Origin of the sequence: Lacibacter sediminis, assembly GCF_014168535.1 — a bacterium.
Taxonomy (GTDB): Bacteria; Bacteroidota; Bacteroidia; order Chitinophagales; family Chitinophagaceae; genus Lacibacter; species Lacibacter sediminis.
This window is the reverse complement of sequence record NZ_CP060007.1, coordinates 1,198,343-1,213,509: the sequence shown is the minus strand read 5'-3', so window position 1 is coordinate 1,213,509 and position 15,167 is coordinate 1,198,343. Positions and strand designations below refer to the sequence as shown.

The following is a 15,167-nucleotide window of genomic DNA, read 5'->3' as shown; positions in this document are numbered from 1 at the left end:
AGCAGTTTATATAATGAGTTAATAATGTTCCTGTTTATTCTCTTTGGCAATTTTTCATAATGAAAGTATTATGAAAAAACTTAAGGGGGAAGGCGAATATCAACACTTTTTGTGGAAAAAAAAATTTTTTATTCACCTGTTTTTTTACCTATTGATAATGATTTTGCTGCTGTCATATTTTTCTTTTTATATTTAAAAAATTCATAATCCAATCGGCCTAACTGAATACCTCCCCAACCTACCTGGTTCACCAAAACATCTTCTGCTTTTTTATTCTTTACTAACACAGGTTCACTTAAGAACGTATGTGTATGACCACCAATGATCAGATCAACATGTTCTGTTTCTTTTGCAAGAATCATATCACAGATCTTATTTGCATTTTCACGGTACTGGTATCCCAAATGCGACAAACAGATCACCATGTCACAATCTTTTTCACGCTTTAGCATCGAAGCTGTTTCATTTAACTTATACACAGGATCGAGATACTTGGTGTTTCCTATTAAGTTATCCGGTACCAATCCTTTCATTTCAATTCCCACACCGGTAACGCCGATTTTCAATTTTCCTTTCTTAAATATTTTATAAGGTAGTGATTTATTTTCCATGGGCGTTGCTGTAAAATCGTAGTTGCATAATAATACAGGAAATGTTGCATGCTGAAGCTGCAATGCAAAATTCTCGAGCCCTGCATCAAAGTCATGATTACCCATTGTGCAGGCATCGTAACCCATCTTCTGCATCGCTATTATTTCTGGCTCACCTTTGTACAAATTAAAATAAGGTGTTCCTTGGAAAATGTCACCGGCATCAAGCAACAGTACATGTTCTTCCTTTGCACGTATCTCATTAATAAGGTTTGCCCTTGCAGCGACACCACCAAGTCCCTGGTTGCGGCTGCCATCCATAGGAAAAGGATCGAGCCTGCTGTGTACATCATTTGTATGAAGAATAACCAGGCGTTGCGTTGTTACTTCTTCTGCACCTGCAAATTTGCCCGCCAACAAGGCCGCTGTGGTAAACGATGTTTGCTGTATAAATTTTCTTCTACTGAGCATTCGTAACTCTGTTTTGGATAGTGGCAGTAACGGGTTGTCCTTTTTGTGTTAACGATTGAACATAATCAATCAAACCATCTCTTAAAAGTGAACCATTATTGATCTGTGGAATAACCTTGAGCATTTCACAATTATCGCCACCATTTGCCACATAATCTGAATTAGCTATTGTATAGATCATATTTGGATCGAGTGGTTTTCCTCCAACCATCACATTTACTGCTTTTTTATCTTTCATTTGCATCGTAATACCAGCCACAGGCCAGGCACCTCTTCCTATAATATGATCAAGAAATTCCTGCAATACTGTTCCTTTTAATTTTTGCAGGATAATAATATTATCAAACGGCATCAATTCAAAAATCTTGCCTCTTGTAATTGCACCTGCTTTCATACCAGTTAAACGCATGCCTCCGTAATTGATAAAAGCACCATCAACTGTTGTTTTGTAATATTTTTCAGCCATTGCTTTCATCGCATCGGCCATAAAATTACCGAGTGTTCCTTCCGGTTGACGCTTGTCAAGATCAACAGCTAATTGACCGATCACCAGATTCATGCTGCTGTTCACACTATCAGCATAAGGTTGAAGAAAATTTTGTACCGATGCGTCTTTGCGCTCATTCTGTACCTGGTAATCTTTATACTGAACAGAAGATGCCCTGTAAACCGGGTTGCAGGAGTAAGAAATAAACAATATAATGATAAGACAATAGAGGGTTGTAAGCTTTCTCATGTACTTGCTGTAACTAATGAAAGATAACTGTTTTTAAAGCCACAAAAAAAATGTTTTTTCTTGATGAAATGCATAATATTATATGCTTTATAAATACAACTATCTTTGCCGCAATTATTGTTTTTAGGTTAACTGCCTGACACACATGCAACAACAAATTTCGCTTCGTTTACTGCCTTCACAAGCTGCTGACAGTTCGTCTATAAAAGAACAAATTGCAGTTTCTGCAAACGTTCAATTGGCTTCCGTAAATGGATTTCATATTCTCAAGCAATCGATTGACGCAAGAAGCAAACAAGCCTGGGTAAATCTTACTGTCAAAACTTTTATCAATGAACCGGTGCAGCAAAGAGATGTCTTTGAATTTAATTTCAAGGATGTACATAAATCAAGCAAACAGGTAATTGTTGTTGGAGCCGGACCTGCAGGTTTATTTGCCGCATTACGTTTAATTGAATTGGGTATTAAACCGATTGTAATTGAACGAGGAAAAGATGTGAGAGCAAGAAGAAGAGATCTTGCTGCATTAAATAAGCAAGGCGAAGTAAATCCCGAAAGTAATTATTGCTTTGGCGAAGGCGGTGCAGGTACTTACAGCGATGGAAAGCTTTACACACGCAGCAGCAAACGTGGAAGTATTGATCGCATTCTTCAACTGTTTGTGCGCTTTGGTGCCGAAGAAAAAATTCTTTACCAAAGTCACCCACATATTGGCACGAATAAACTACCGCATATCATCACCGCTATGAGGGAATTTATTTTGAGTTGTGGAGGTGAAATTCATTTTGAAACCAAACTGACAAATTTTAGTCTCGACAGGGATATGCTAAAAGGCGTTGAAATTAATCACAATTCAACAATACATGCTGATGCTGTAATCCTTGCAACAGGACATAGTGCCAGGGATATTTTTGAACTACTGCATCAAAACAATATTTTAATTGAAGCAAAACCTTTTGCGTTGGGTGTGCGTGTTGAACACCCGCAATCATTAATCGACTCTATTCAGTACCGTTGCCCTGTTCGTGATGAATTTCTTCCGCCAGCCTCTTACAGTTTGGTTGAGCAGGTGCAGGGAAAAGGTGTATTCAGTTTTTGCATGTGCCCCGGTGGTATTATTGCACCGGCAGCCACATCACCCGGCGAATTAGTAGTAAATGGCTGGAGCCCATCAAAACGAAATAACGCCTTTGCCAATAGCGGTATGGTTGTAACAATTGAAGTGAAAGATGCTGTTGAATTTTTCAAAGTCCAAAATACAAAAAACAAAATCCAAATAAGTGAGGACGATCCGTTGTTGTTGATGAAATTTCAGCAGGCCATTGAGCAAAAGGCATTTGTTGCCGGCGGCGGAAAGTTTGTGGCACCTGCTCAACGAATGGCCGATATGTTTGATAAGAAAACATCTGCTTCACTCCCCGATTGTTCTTATTTACCCGGGTTGAATAGTACTGATCTTCGTCAGGTTCTTCCTCCATTTGTGTTTGATGATCTTCGGCTTGGTTTTAAAGCTTTCGGTCAGAAAATGCGTGGCTATTTTACCAACGAAGCTGTGGTGGTGGCAACTGAGTCAAGAACATCTTCACCTGTTCGCATTCCGAGAGACAATGAAACGTTGCAACATCCGCAAATCAAGGGACTTTATCCTTGTGGCGAAGGAGCCGGTTATGCAGGCGGCATTGTGAGTGCGGCAATGGATGGAGAGCGCATTGCCAATATGATTGCCTTGCAGAGTAACCAATCATCAGATTAAAAGGTTTCTGCAATTTTTTCTACCCTACCTTGTAACAAATTGTGCAACCTGCACTCTAATACTGCAATATGAGTACCATCTTAGAAGTTCAAAACCTGAAGAAATACTTTTCTTCTCAAAAGGCGGTGGACGATATCAGCTTCACCATCAGTCAAGGATCAATTTTTGGTTTGCTCGGCCCTAACGGTGCCGGTAAAACAACGCTCATTCGCATGATCACGGGAATATTTTATCCTGATGCAGGCAACATCTTACTCAACGGGAAAAAGTTCGACCCAGTTAATGATGTGATCAATATTGGTTACATGCCTGAAGAAAGAGGCCTGTATAAAAAAATGAAAGTAGGCGAACAAGCCATGTACCTTGCACAACTGAAAGGAATGAGTAAACAGGATGCGTTTGCAAACGTAAAAGAATGGTTTGAGAAGTTTGAAATGCAAAGCTGGTGGAACAAAAAGGTGGAAGATCTCTCAAAAGGGATGGGACAAAAACTGCAGTTTGTTACCACGGTTTTGCACGAACCAAAACTGGTGATCCTTGATGAACCATTCAGTGGTTTAGATCCGGTGAACAGCAACCTGATAAAAGATGAGATATTCAACCTTGCAAAAAAAGGAACAACAATCATCTTCAGTACACATCGTATGGAACAGGTGGAAGAGATCTGCGATCATATTGTATTGGTGAATAAAGGACAAAAGATCCTTGATGGAAGTGTAAAAGAAATCAAACAGCAATTCAAGCAGCATATTTTCACAGCCGAAGTTGATCGTTTACCTGCAACACTGCAACATCCTTCCTTCAGTATTGTAAAGCAGAATGGGACTGATCTTACACTCAAGATCAATGAAGGTTATCAATCGAACGACATTTTGCTGCACTTCATCAACCAGCAAAGCATGATCGTGGCTTATCATGAAATACTTCCTTCACTGAATGAAATTTTCATCAGGCTGATTGAAGGCACACCAACTGCAAGACAATTTGAAACTGTTACTGCTTAATATATTAGTATATGAATAAGATCTGGATCATTATAAAACGGGAGTACATTACAAGGGTACGCAACAAAACCTTCCTGCTCTCTACTTTCCTGTTTCCTTTGCTGATGTTTGCACTCATCTTCGGTGGCGCTTTCATTGGTGCAAACAGTACTGAACAACGTAAAATAGCTGTGGATGATCAAAGCGGCATTTACAAGAATAACTTTAAAGATGGCTCAGCCGTTTCGTTTGGCTATCCTGATGCTGTTACAAAAAACAATTACCAGGACAAAGGCTATGAAGGCTTGTTGATCGTTTATTCATCAACTCCGCAAAAAGCCGATTCTGTTCGTTTGTATACAGAAAAACAATTAGGTCTTGCAACGGATGAGGCTATCAAGAATCAGCTACAGAAAATAAATGAGAACAGGATGTTGATGGAGCGTGGCGTAACACGCAGCATCCTCGATTCTATTAAACAGCAAAGCGAAAGTGCATCATCACTCAACTATCGTTCATACCAGGTAAAAGGCGAAGAGATAAAAGAAGATAACAAGATGCTGGCATTGGCCATAGGCTATGCAAGCGGCTTCATCATTTATATTGTATTGTTTATTTACGGCACGGCTGTTATGCGTGGCGTAATGGAAGAGAAAACAAACCGTATTGCAGAAGTAATGGTGAGCAGTGTAAAACCATTTCAACTTATGCTTGGAAAGATCATTGGTATTGCTGCCGTTGGCTTAACACAGTTATTCCTATGGATCATCCTTGTTTTTGTGCTTTCATCGCTTAGCAGTTTGTTTATTTCACCTGAAGTGTTAGAGCAGGCAAAACAGATGAATGAGTCGATGCCATCCATGGCGCAGAATAATACAATGGCATTAAAAATACTGGAAGCAAAAACAACGGTATTAAGTGCTAACTGGGCATTAATTATTCCTTGTTTTATTTTCTTCTTCTTATTTGGTTACTTATTCTATGCTTCACTGTTTGCTGCAGTTGGCAGTGTGGTGAATGAAGATCCGCAGGAAGCACAATCATTAATGTTACCAATTACGTTGCCAATTGTGTTGGGCATCTTCATCATGGTAAATGCCATTCAGAATCCTTCAGGTTCATTAGCAGTTTGGGGAAGCATTATTCCATTTACATCACCGATTGTAATGATGGCACGTATACCGTTTGGAGTTCCCTGGTGGCAATTGGCTATATCAATGGGTTCGCTCATACTCGGCTTTTTATTCACAACATGGCTCAGTGCAAAAATTTATCGCACAGGAATCTTGTTGTATGGAAAGAAAGTAACACTGAAAGAAATGGCCAAATGGGCTTTCCGCAAAGCTTAATAAAATCAGGAACGACCGGAAATAAAAATCCCCCGATAAACATCGGGGGATTTTTTATTTAAACTTAAAAAGAATGAATGGTAATGGGTGCCATAAACGGCTGATGTATTTCTTCTTCTGCCGGTATCACTTCAAATTCAATTTTCAACAGCAATCCTTCCTTCACAAGAATTGCCTCCTTTTTAGTTGCACGATAGCCAACCTTATCGATTACTATGGTATGCTCACCGACAGGCACATTACTTAAATTAAATTTACCGTTTGCATCGGTAGTAACTTCTTTCTGGAAAGAAGCTTTACGAATTGAAGCAGTAAACGAAGCATTCGCAACAGGTTTTTTTGTTTCGGCATCGATAACAACGCCTTGTACAGAGCCGGTTTCATTTCCTTTATCTGCAGATGCTTGTGCACTAATTGAAACGCCTGTCATGAGGATCGATGCGAGGAGTAGTTTCTTCATAACAATAGTTTTACGATGATAAGAGTTTAAAGTTACAGAACTTATAACATTACTTTTATCAATTTTATGACAATTGAGCCTGTTAAATTGTTCTGAAAATCTTTCTTCCGTTTCAAATCTACGAATTCAATCGTAAATTAGCCAAAATTATTTATTATGCCTTATCATCACTCTAACTTTAGAAGGTTTGCAATTGTGCTATTCCTTGGCGGTTGCTTTTTTTGGGCAAAAAAGGACATGCTGCTACAACAAACCTGGTCATCAAATTTCACAAACACCGATGCTATGGTTGAATTTGGCCCATTGCCAATGATACCCGATGTTCCGAATATCCCTGATTTTCCGCAGGAAGAGGAATTGCTCTTGACTCAACCCCGGGAATTAATGGAGCAGCAACTGGAACTTCAGGAAAAACTAATGAAAGAATTGAAGGAAAAAACCGACAGGATAAAAACCGATTAAGCTGAACCAAGTGGATTGGCCAGGGCTTTATTGAATTCCATCCAGATGTTTTCGGTAATTGTGGCGGCGGGTAAAATATCATCAAGTAAAGCACTCACCTGTCCTATCTCCAGTTCACCTTCATCAAGGTTGCCTTCGAACATGCCTCGCTTTGCCCTTGCACGGCCAAGCAATTGAATGAGTTCTTCTTTTGATGCACCTCTTTGCTCAGCTTCCTGCACTTGGTTGTAAAAATCATTTTTGATGAGTCGAACTGGTGCCAGTTGTTTCAATGTAAGAACGGTATCACCTTCACTACTATTAATAACAGCTTGTTTAAAATTGAGATGACTGCTTGCTTCTTCACTCGCTACAAAACGGCTGCCGATCTGCACTGCTTCTGCTCCAAGCACCATTGTCGCAAGCATTTGTCTGCCTGTTGCAATCCCGCCTGCTGCAATTACCGGAATATGCACAGCTTTTTTTACGGCAGGTATCAATACCATGCTTGTTGTTTCTTCACGCCCGTTATGCCCACCTGCTTCAAAACCTTCAGCTACCACTGCATCACATCCTGCCTCCTGTGCTTTTAATGCAAACTTGCTGCTGCTTACCACATGAACAACCGTGATACCTTTTTCTTTTAAAATTGCCGTCCAGGTTTTGGGATTACCTGCACTGGTAAAAACGATCTTCACACCCTCTTCGATAATAATGCTGATGAGTTGATCAATATCAGGATAAAGCAAAGGCACATTTACAGCAAAAGGTTTGGCAGTTGCTGCTTTGCATTTTTGAATATGTTCACGCAATACATCAGGATACATGCTGCCGCTGCCAATAATACCCAAGCCACCGGCATTACTTACGGCACTGGCTAAACGCCAGCCGCTTGCCCAGATCATTCCTGCCTGGATGATGGGCTTTTCTATGTTGAAGAGTTGTGTGATGCGGTTGGAAAACATAATCAGCAAATTTGCCAATTAGCTAATCAGCTAAGTGCATTTTATCCCAGATCGATCTCTGTATTATCACCAATATTTAAACTTCTTGTTTCGCCTTTCACTTCTGTATCGCTGCCAATGAGGCTTTCTTCCAATACAATATCAAACAAGTCTGCATAAGAACCAATGATCGATTCTTTGATGATGGAATAGTTAATGGTTGTATTATCTCCAACAGAAACATTGGGACCAATAATCGAATTACGCACTTCACAGTTTTTACCAATGCTCACGGGTTCTACCAAAATCACATTCTCAAAACGATGATCGGGTGAAATAGAAGTGCCGAATTTCTTCAGCAACGTGGCGTTTGATTCAAGCAATGAATCTTTATGTCCGCAATCGAACCAGTTCAACACTCTGAACGATTGAAAAGGCTCTCCTTTTTCGATCATGCATTGCAATGCATCGGTTAAGCTGTATTCATCTCTGTTCTTTACTCCATCACGAAAGTTTACTTCCAGGCAATCATACATCATAGCTGAATTGCTGATCTTATAAATACCAACAAGCGCCATATTACTTTTTGGTATCTGTGGTTTCTCAACCACTTTCATGATCTTACCTTCTTCATCAACTTCTGCCACACCAAAGTTGCGGGGATCATCTACTTTTTTTATTGCCAGCATTGAAGCATTGGTTTGCAACACTTCTTTAATGTTATACTCACAGATCGTATCTCCCAGCACAATGATCACTTCATCATTCTGCACCACGTCTTTTGTAAGCAAAATAGCATGGCCAAGCCCTTGTCTTTCGCTTTGGTTTACAAATGTGCTGCTGATAGTTGGAAAAGTTTCTTTTACATAATCCTGGATCTTTTCCCCCAAGTAGCCTGTAATAAATATGAATTCGCTTACCCCAGCGTCTTGTAATTGCTCCACAATAATGCTCAAAACGGTTTTGCCTGCAATGGGTATGAGCGCTTTGGGTTGCGTATATGTATGTGGCCGCAGCTTAGTACCTGCACCTGCCACCGGAATGATTGCTTTCATTTGTTCGTTTCTATTGTCTCATTTGCCAAGTAAGCCCGCTTTTCTCATTGGAGAAAGCAAACTATCGTAAGCCTGGTCTCAAATCGAAGCGGCTAAAGTAGCACATTTTGAATTAATCGATCACAGCACATCTTTAAATTCTGTTCATAAAAAACATCGGCAAAGTTCTTTATACAACTGCTACGGGCTTATTTTTGCCCCGCCAAACAGAACTAGTTGAGTGTTATGTTACCGGCAACTGTAACTTTTTGCAGCATTTGTTGCCACGCTCGCTTCTACGTTCTGTTCATGTAGCAGCAATCCTTCAATAAAACGAACAAAACGACTCATGCAAAGGGACACAACCATCTTCAATCTCATCAACCAGGAATTACAACGTCAGCGCCACGGTATCGAACTTATTGCCTCTGAAAACTTTACCTCTTTACAGGTAATGCAGGCAATGGGCAGCGTGCTCACCAATAAATATGCAGAAGGTTACCCTGGCCGCCGTTACTATGGCGGTTGCGAAATTGTTGATCAAACAGAACAATTAGCCATCGATCGTTTAAAAGAAATTTTCAATTGCGAATATGCTAACGTGCAGCCGCATAGTGGCGCACAGGCAAATGCTGCTGTTACAAGCGCTATTTTGAAACCCGGCGATATTACATTGGGTCTTGATCTGAGCATGGGCGGACACCTTACCCATGGTTCACCAGTTAACTACAGCGGTAAATTATACGAAGCACATTCTTATGGTGTGGTGAAAGAAACAGGTTTGATTGATTATGAAACACTGGAAGAAAAAGCACGCACGCTCAAACCAAAATTAATTTATTGCGGCGCCAGTGCTTACAGCCGTGATTGGGATTATGCACGCATTCGCAAGGTAGCCGATGAGGTTGGTGCATTTGTACTGTGCGATATGGCACACCCTGCAGGTTTAATTGCCAAAGGATTATTGAGTTCTCCGTTTGAACATTGTCACTTTGTAACTTCTACTACTCATAAAACATTACGTGGCCCACGTGGTGGTATCATCCTCATGCACAAAGATTTTGAAAATCCATTTGGATTGAAGGATGTGAAAGGTAATGTGCGCATGATGAGTAACCTGCTTGATATGGCTGTATTCCCTGGTCAGCAAGGCGGACCATTAGAACATGTAATTGCAGCAAAAGCAGTTGCTTTTGGTGAAATTTTAAGCGATGACTTTACTGTATATGCAAAGCAAGTGCAGGTAAATGCACAAGCTATGGCAGCATCGTTTGTAAAAAGAGAATACCAATTGATCTCAAACGGCACAGATAATCATTTAATGTTGATCGATCTGCGTAACAAAAACATCAGCGGTAAAAAGGCGGAGGCTGTATTAGGTAAAGCTGAGATCACCACCAATAAGAACATGGTTCCTTTCGATGATAAGAGTGCGTTTGTAACAAGCGGCATCCGCACAGGTGTGGCTGCTATTACATCACGTGGTATGAAAGAAGAGCATATGGATTTTGTAGTTGATGTAATTGACCGTAGTTTGATGAATGCAGATGATGAAGCAATTCTTGCCGGCATCCGCAAAGAAGTAAATGCTTTTATGGAACAATTCCCGTTATATCCTGAATTGGGTTAATTTAAACCATTGAAACAGTTGCTATGATACAACGAATACAAACAATTTGGTTATTATTGGCGGCGGCAGCATCGTTTGCCACGCTGAAGCTTTCATTTTACAGCGGCAATAAAGACAATAACCTTTTTGAAGAGTTAACCGGCAGTTCTCATTTCCTGTTAATGATCCTGAGTGTAGCAGTTGGCTTACTGGCCCTGATCACTATTTTCCTGTATAAAAACCGTAAGCTTCAAATACGACTAAGCCTGCTGGGAATTGTATTGCAACTCGTGGCGCTGGCGGTTTATTTTCAGCAAACCAAAACCTATGTACAGGGTAGTTTCACACTCACTTCTGTAATCAGCTTCGTAATACCGATCTTTTTTATTCTGGCGTGGCTGGGTATTCGTAAAGACGAAAAGCTCATTAAAAGTATGGACCGACTTCGGTAAACCGATTAGTTTCCTTGCTAATAAGTATAGCCCAACTGTTTGAACAGTTGGGCTTTTTATTTAATACAATTTAAACAACAGCCTAAAAAAACGTATTTCTACTGATTCAAAAGCACTATTACCCTTATTTAAAAAGCAGGGTATATCCTATTGTTTAAATAAGTGCTTACCCTTAATTTTGACTCATCAAATCCACATCCTTATGAAATCCATTTTCATAATCTTCATGTTTTTTGCATGCCTTCTTCGGGTAAATGCAACCACTAAAACAGCCATTAGCAATAGCGGTCAGGGATGGAATGTTGCCGGTAACTGGTCACCTTCCGGGATTCCTCAAAGTGGCGATACAGTCATTATTCCCGCCGGTGTAACAATTTCAGTAAAGACAAATATCTATAACACATTACCTGATATTGTTATTAAAATTTATGGAACACTTGATTTTAATTCGGGTGGCAAGCTTGAATTGGGCAATGCGGCAAAAGTCATTGTCTATATCGGCGGTTCTATTTCGGGTTCAGGCCCTTCCGAAGTAATAAAAATAAATGGCGTGTCGAAGTACAAGGGAAACACCGATGGAACAATCGTTGGCCCGGCTTATTCCGACACACATTCAGGCGCATCGCCAGCCGGATTCTCCCTAAGTATTCTGCCGGTAAAATTTCAATCATTCATCGCAAAAACAAACAATCAGAAACAGGCAAAATTCAACTGGACTGTTAGTGATGAGAGCCAGATAGCATCTTATACGTTAGAGAAAAGTACCGACAACCGTAGTTGGAAAACTATTAGAAAACAACCTGCTGCAATATCCCAGCTGCAGGTGAATACTTATTACGAAACAGATAGCTTTTTAACCCTCGGCATTTCATATTATCGTGTAAAAGCAGAAGGCAATAACGGAGAATTATTCTACTCGAATACTGAAAAGATTGAAGATCATTCAGCAAAAGGGTTTACGATATATCCCAACCCTGTTTCTTCACGATTGAGTTTGCAGATAGACCCAACCCAATTGCTCGGAGCTGTTACAGTTACACTATACAATTCAAATGCAATCCGCACTGAACAATTTCATTTTGAAAAAACCTCATCAGGTAATCTTGAAATGAATATCAGCCACCTTGCAAAAGGAACCTACAGGGTTGTTCTTACTGACACAAAAGGAACAAGACAGGATCAAACAGTGATTATTTACTAAACAATATACTTTGAGGTTCTGCTGTTTTTTGCTTTGCTCATTCCTGATGGCAAACCGGTGTACACTACTTCGCCGCCACCATCGCCTGCTTCAGGACCAAGATCAATTACCCAATCTGCACGTTTGATCACATCGGTATTGTGTTCAATCACCAGAACAGAATGTCCTTTCTCGATCAATGCATGAAAACTCTTCAGTAGTTTATTGATATCATGAAAATGCAAACCGGTTGTTGGCTCATCAAAGATGAAAAGAATATTTCCCTGACTGTTACCACGGCCTAAAAAAGAAGCAAGTTTTACACGTTGTGCTTCACCGCCACTCAATGTATCACTACTTTGTCCCAGCTTTACGTAACCTAAGCCAACATCGCTCAACGGCATTAACTTGCGTACAAGATCTTTTTCTGCACGAAAGAAGTCAATGGCTTCATCCACACTCATCTCCAGCACATCGTAAATATTTTTATCGTTATACTTCACATCAAGTACTTCTTCTTTAAAACGTTTGCCGCCACACACTTCGCATGTTAAATGCACATCAGCAAGGAACTGCATTTCAACTACCTGCTCACCTTCACCTTTGCAGGCATCGCATCTTCCACCATCAACATTAAACGAAAAATGTTTTGGCTGAAATCCTCGGATCTTACTCAATGGTTGATTTGAATACAGATCTCTTATTTCATCGTATGCTTTAATGTATGTAACAGGATTACTACGACTGCTTTTACCAATTGGGTTCTGATCAACCATTTCAATTTGTGCAATAGAATCAATATCACCACTCAGTTGTTTGTGCATACCGGGTCTGTCGCCAAATTCTCCTTTCAGTTTACTTAATGCAGGATAGAGAATGTTTTTTACCAAAGTTGTTTTACCACTACCGCTCACACCACTTACTACGCACAAGACATTCAATGGAAATTCAACAGTAATATTTTTGAGATTGTGTTGCCGTGCACCTTCCACTTTAATACTTCTGTTCCATTTGCGAGGCTTGCCAAAATCCTGAATCTCCATTGCACCGCTCAGATATTTTCCCGTCAAGCTTTTTTTATTGCTGACGACAGCATCATAATCGCCTTCAGCAATTACTTCGCCACCTAAGTGACTTGCAAATGGCCCCATATCAATAATATGATCTGCTTCTCGCATTATCATCTCATCATGCTCAACTACCACAACAGTATTACCAAGGTTGCGTAATTCCTTCAATACGGTAATCAGATTGGCAGTATCTCTGGGATGCAAACCAATAGAAGGCTCATCCAGAATGTATAACGAATCTGTGAGATTACTACCCAAAGATCGAGTCAATTGAATACGTTGACTTTCTCCACCGCTTAAACTATTCGCCAAACGATTTAATGTAAGATAACCGAGCCCAACCTGCAACAAAGTTTGTATGCGGTTATTGATCTCAATGAGTATACGTTTTGCAACGCTTTGATCATACTCGCTCAACTTCAATTCATCAAACCAAACTTTTAATTCTTTCGTTGGCATTTCACACAACTCACCAATATGTTTGTCTCCCACTTTAATGTACAATGCTTCTTTGCGCAAACGATAGCCTCCACAATCAGTACATTGTGTACGCCCACGATAGCGACTCAATAACACACGGTATTGTACCTTGTATAAGTTCTGTTCTACTTCTTTAAAGAAATCATCAATGCCCAAAGCCGTACCAACACCTTTCCACAGTTGATCGTATTGCTGCTTTGTTAGATCGATGATTGGCTTATGAACAGGAAATCCTGTTTTTGCAGTTGCTTTAATGAACTGTTCTCTCCACCAACCCAGTTTTTCTCCTTTCCAGGGAGCAACGGCACCTTCGTACACACTTAAGCTTTTATCCGGTATCACCAGGTCTTCATCAATACCCAGCACCTGGCTGAACCCTTCACACACAGGGCAAGCACCATAAGGATTGTTGAAGGAGAATAAATTAGGTACAGGTTCTTCAAACTTGATCCCATCTAATTCAAACCTGTTTGAAAAATGCAGCAACTCTTTTCCATCTATCTCAACATATACTTCTCCTTCACCTTCAAAAAAAGCTGTGTTTGCGCTATCACCAATACGATGCACTTCATCTTCATCAAACTCTTTTGCAACTAAACGATCGACCAATACATAAATAACAGTCTTTGACTTTGTGGTCACAAACTGTGCATTCAAATCTTTCTCCGTTTGCTCCAGCAGATCTTCTATGGAAAGTGTTTCACCTGTTTCCGCTTTTGCTTTGCCGGTTTCATTTTTCTTATAAATTCTCGTAAAGCCTTTTTGCAAGAGAATGTTCAATTCTTCTTTGATGCTGCGTTTGGCATGCATCGGAAATTTAACCAGCAATAAAATCTTCGCTCCTTCTTTACAATTTTGAATAGCTTTTACCACATCGGCCACATCATCTTTCTTTACTTCTCTACCACTAACCGGCGAAATAGTTTTACCGGCTCTGGCAAACAGCAACCGCAGATAATCATATATCTCCGTCATGCTACCCACCGTACTTCTCGGTGTGCGGGTGATCACTTTTTGTTCAATGGCAATGGCGGGACACAATCCTTTGATATAATCCACATCAGGTTTGTTCATCCGGTTGAGGAACTGCCGGGCATAAGCACTTAAACTTTCAGCATACCGGCGTTGACCTTCGGCATAAAGTGTATCAATGGTTAGTGACGATTTGCCACTGCCCGATACTCCCGTTACCACAATTAATTTATTACGTGGGATCTTTACTGAAACATTCCTGAGATTGTGAACCCTTGCGCCTTTTATATAAATATCATCTTTCTTTAAGGGAGCCGAAAGATCGATCTGCTTCTTTTTTACCGCTGTAGCCATAGAAAAACAAATTTAGCTGATAAACAAATCGTAAGAAGAAAGATATAGGAAAGTTGTGCAGGTAGCCGGGAATGTTTCTACAAAAACCTAAAGACCTCTTGTCCTGCCTTTAACTACAATGTGGGAAAAATACTATTAGAACGCTGCGGGGTAATACGTTAAATAATTCTGAATGTTGGAAAGTTGAACTATTTCTGTTATTTTTATTCTGAAATTCAATATTCAAATCAGAAACCCAAATTTCTTCTGCCTATAGCATCAAACTTCTACACAACAATTTCAGTTTTGC

The 15,167-nt window shown here is 40.1% G+C and carries 13 protein-coding genes; 7 read left to right on the top strand and 6 right to left on the bottom strand.

The features are described from left to right. Nucleotides 1–128: 128 nt before the first annotated feature. A complete protein-coding gene (locus tag H4075_RS05470; protein WP_182804893.1) occupies nt 129–1,061 on the bottom strand; it encodes a bifunctional metallophosphatase/5'-nucleotidase in 933 nt (310 codons plus the stop codon). Continuing rightward, on the bottom strand, nt 1,051–1,797 hold the full coding sequence (locus tag H4075_RS05465) for a 5'-nucleotidase C-terminal domain-containing protein (RefSeq protein WP_182804891.1): 747 nt from the start codon (nt 1,795–1,797) through the stop codon (nt 1,051–1,053). Before H4075_RS05465 ends, H4075_RS05470 begins: the two co-directional genes overlap by 11 nt. A 145-nt stretch (nt 1,798–1,942) precedes the next feature. Between H4075_RS05465 and H4075_RS05460 the strand changes: the two genes are divergently transcribed. The 3 genes from H4075_RS05460 to H4075_RS05450 all read left to right on the top strand — a co-directional run bounded on the left by H4075_RS05460 (nt 1,943) and on the right by H4075_RS05450 (nt 5,882). Further along, nucleotides 1,943–3,550: an NAD(P)/FAD-dependent oxidoreductase gene (locus H4075_RS05460; RefSeq protein WP_182804889.1), complete on the top strand. Its 1,608-nt coding sequence runs from the start codon at nt 1,943–1,945 to the stop codon at nt 3,548–3,550. Between the two features lie 68 nt (nt 3,551–3,618). Then, the gene (locus tag H4075_RS05455; protein ID WP_182804888.1) at nt 3,619–4,554 is read left to right on the top strand and encodes an ABC transporter ATP-binding protein; all 936 of its coding nucleotides are present in this window, start codon (nt 3,619–3,621) and stop codon (nt 4,552–4,554) included. A gap of 11 nt (nt 4,555–4,565) precedes the next feature. Then, the gene (locus H4075_RS05450) at nt 4,566–5,882 is read left to right on the top strand and encodes an ABC transporter permease (protein ID WP_182804886.1); all 1,317 of its coding nucleotides are present in this window, start codon (nt 4,566–4,568) and stop codon (nt 5,880–5,882) included. A 64-nt stretch (nt 5,883–5,946) separates the two neighbouring features. On the opposite strand, the gene H4075_RS05445 is transcribed toward H4075_RS05450, so the two are convergent. Beyond that, nucleotides 5,947–6,342, bottom strand: a complete 396-nt coding sequence (locus H4075_RS05445) for a carboxypeptidase-like regulatory domain-containing protein (protein ID WP_182804885.1) — start codon at nt 6,340–6,342, stop codon at nt 5,947–5,949. Between the two features lie 237 nt (nt 6,343–6,579). On the opposite strand from H4075_RS05445, the gene H4075_RS05440 reads away from it, so the two are divergent. Then, nucleotides 6,580–6,804: a hypothetical protein gene (locus tag H4075_RS05440; protein ID WP_182804883.1), complete on the top strand. Its 225-nt coding sequence runs from the start codon at nt 6,580–6,582 to the stop codon at nt 6,802–6,804. On the opposite strand, the gene H4075_RS05435 is transcribed toward H4075_RS05440, so the two are convergent. After that, a complete protein-coding gene (locus H4075_RS05435) occupies nt 6,801–7,748 on the bottom strand; it encodes an NAD(P)H-dependent flavin oxidoreductase (RefSeq protein ID WP_182804881.1) in 948 nt (315 codons plus the stop codon). The genes H4075_RS05440 and H4075_RS05435 overlap by 4 nt on opposite strands. Nucleotides 7,749–7,789: 41 nt before the next feature. Next, a complete protein-coding gene (locus tag H4075_RS05430) occupies nt 7,790–8,782 on the bottom strand; it encodes a sugar phosphate nucleotidyltransferase (protein ID WP_182804880.1) in 993 nt (330 codons plus the stop codon). 328 nt (nt 8,783–9,110) lie between these two features. On the opposite strand from H4075_RS05430, the gene H4075_RS05425 reads away from it, so the two are divergent. The 3 genes from H4075_RS05425 (at nt 9,111) to H4075_RS05415 (ending at nt 12,023) form a co-directional block, all read left to right on the top strand. Next, on the top strand, nt 9,111–10,391 hold the full coding sequence (locus H4075_RS05425) for a serine hydroxymethyltransferase (RefSeq protein ID WP_182804878.1): 1,281 nt from the start codon (nt 9,111–9,113) through the stop codon (nt 10,389–10,391). Nucleotides 10,392–10,414: 23 nt separating this feature from the next. Further along, the gene (locus tag H4075_RS05420) at nt 10,415–10,822 is read left to right on the top strand and encodes a DUF4293 domain-containing protein (protein WP_182804876.1); all 408 of its coding nucleotides are present in this window, start codon (nt 10,415–10,417) and stop codon (nt 10,820–10,822) included. 202 nt (nt 10,823–11,024) lie between these two features. Beyond that, on the top strand, nt 11,025–12,023 hold the full coding sequence (locus H4075_RS05415; RefSeq protein WP_182804875.1) for a T9SS type A sorting domain-containing protein: 999 nt from the start codon (nt 11,025–11,027) through the stop codon (nt 12,021–12,023). Here H4075_RS05415 and uvrA read toward each other — a convergent pair. Continuing rightward, nucleotides 12,020–14,878 carry an excinuclease ABC subunit UvrA gene (gene uvrA, locus H4075_RS05410; RefSeq protein ID WP_182804873.1) on the bottom strand — a complete coding sequence of 953 codons (2,859 nt, stop codon included), beginning with the start codon at nt 14,876–14,878 and terminating at the stop codon, nt 12,020–12,022. The two genes, H4075_RS05415 and uvrA, sit on opposite strands and share 4 nt — an antisense overlap. Between the last annotated feature and the right edge of the window lie 289 nt (nt 14,879–15,167).

Excerpts from the sequence above, each read along its gene's own strand:
- H4075_RS05470 (WP_182804893.1), bottom strand. The coding sequence starts at position 1,061 with ATGCTCAGTAGAAGAAAATTTATACAGCAAACATCGTTTACCACAGCG.
- H4075_RS05465 (WP_182804891.1), bottom strand. The coding sequence starts at position 1,797 with ATGAGAAAGCTTACAACCCTCTATTGTCTTATCATTATATTGTTTATT.
- H4075_RS05460 (WP_182804889.1), top strand. The coding sequence starts at position 1,943 with ATGCAACAACAAATTTCGCTTCGTTTACTGCCTTCACAAGCTGCTGAC.
- H4075_RS05455 (WP_182804888.1), top strand. The coding sequence starts at position 3,619 with ATGAGTACCATCTTAGAAGTTCAAAACCTGAAGAAATACTTTTCTTCT.
- H4075_RS05450 (WP_182804886.1), top strand. The coding sequence starts at position 4,566 with ATGAATAAGATCTGGATCATTATAAAACGGGAGTACATTACAAGGGTA.
- H4075_RS05445 (WP_182804885.1), bottom strand. The coding sequence starts at position 6,342 with ATGAAGAAACTACTCCTCGCATCGATCCTCATGACAGGCGTTTCAATT.
- H4075_RS05440 (WP_182804883.1), top strand. The coding sequence starts at position 6,580 with ATGCTGCTACAACAAACCTGGTCATCAAATTTCACAAACACCGATGCT.
- H4075_RS05435 (WP_182804881.1), bottom strand. The coding sequence starts at position 7,748 with ATGTTTTCCAACCGCATCACACAACTCTTCAACATAGAAAAGCCCATC.
- H4075_RS05430 (WP_182804880.1), bottom strand. The coding sequence starts at position 8,782 with ATGAAAGCAATCATTCCGGTGGCAGGTGCAGGTACTAAGCTGCGGCCA.
- H4075_RS05425 (WP_182804878.1), top strand. The coding sequence starts at position 9,111 with ATGCAAAGGGACACAACCATCTTCAATCTCATCAACCAGGAATTACAA.
- H4075_RS05420 (WP_182804876.1), top strand. The coding sequence starts at position 10,415 with ATGATACAACGAATACAAACAATTTGGTTATTATTGGCGGCGGCAGCA.
- H4075_RS05415 (WP_182804875.1), top strand. The coding sequence starts at position 11,025 with ATGAAATCCATTTTCATAATCTTCATGTTTTTTGCATGCCTTCTTCGG.
- uvrA (WP_182804873.1), bottom strand. The coding sequence starts at position 14,878 with ATGGCTACAGCGGTAAAAAAGAAGCAGATCGATCTTTCGGCTCCCTTA.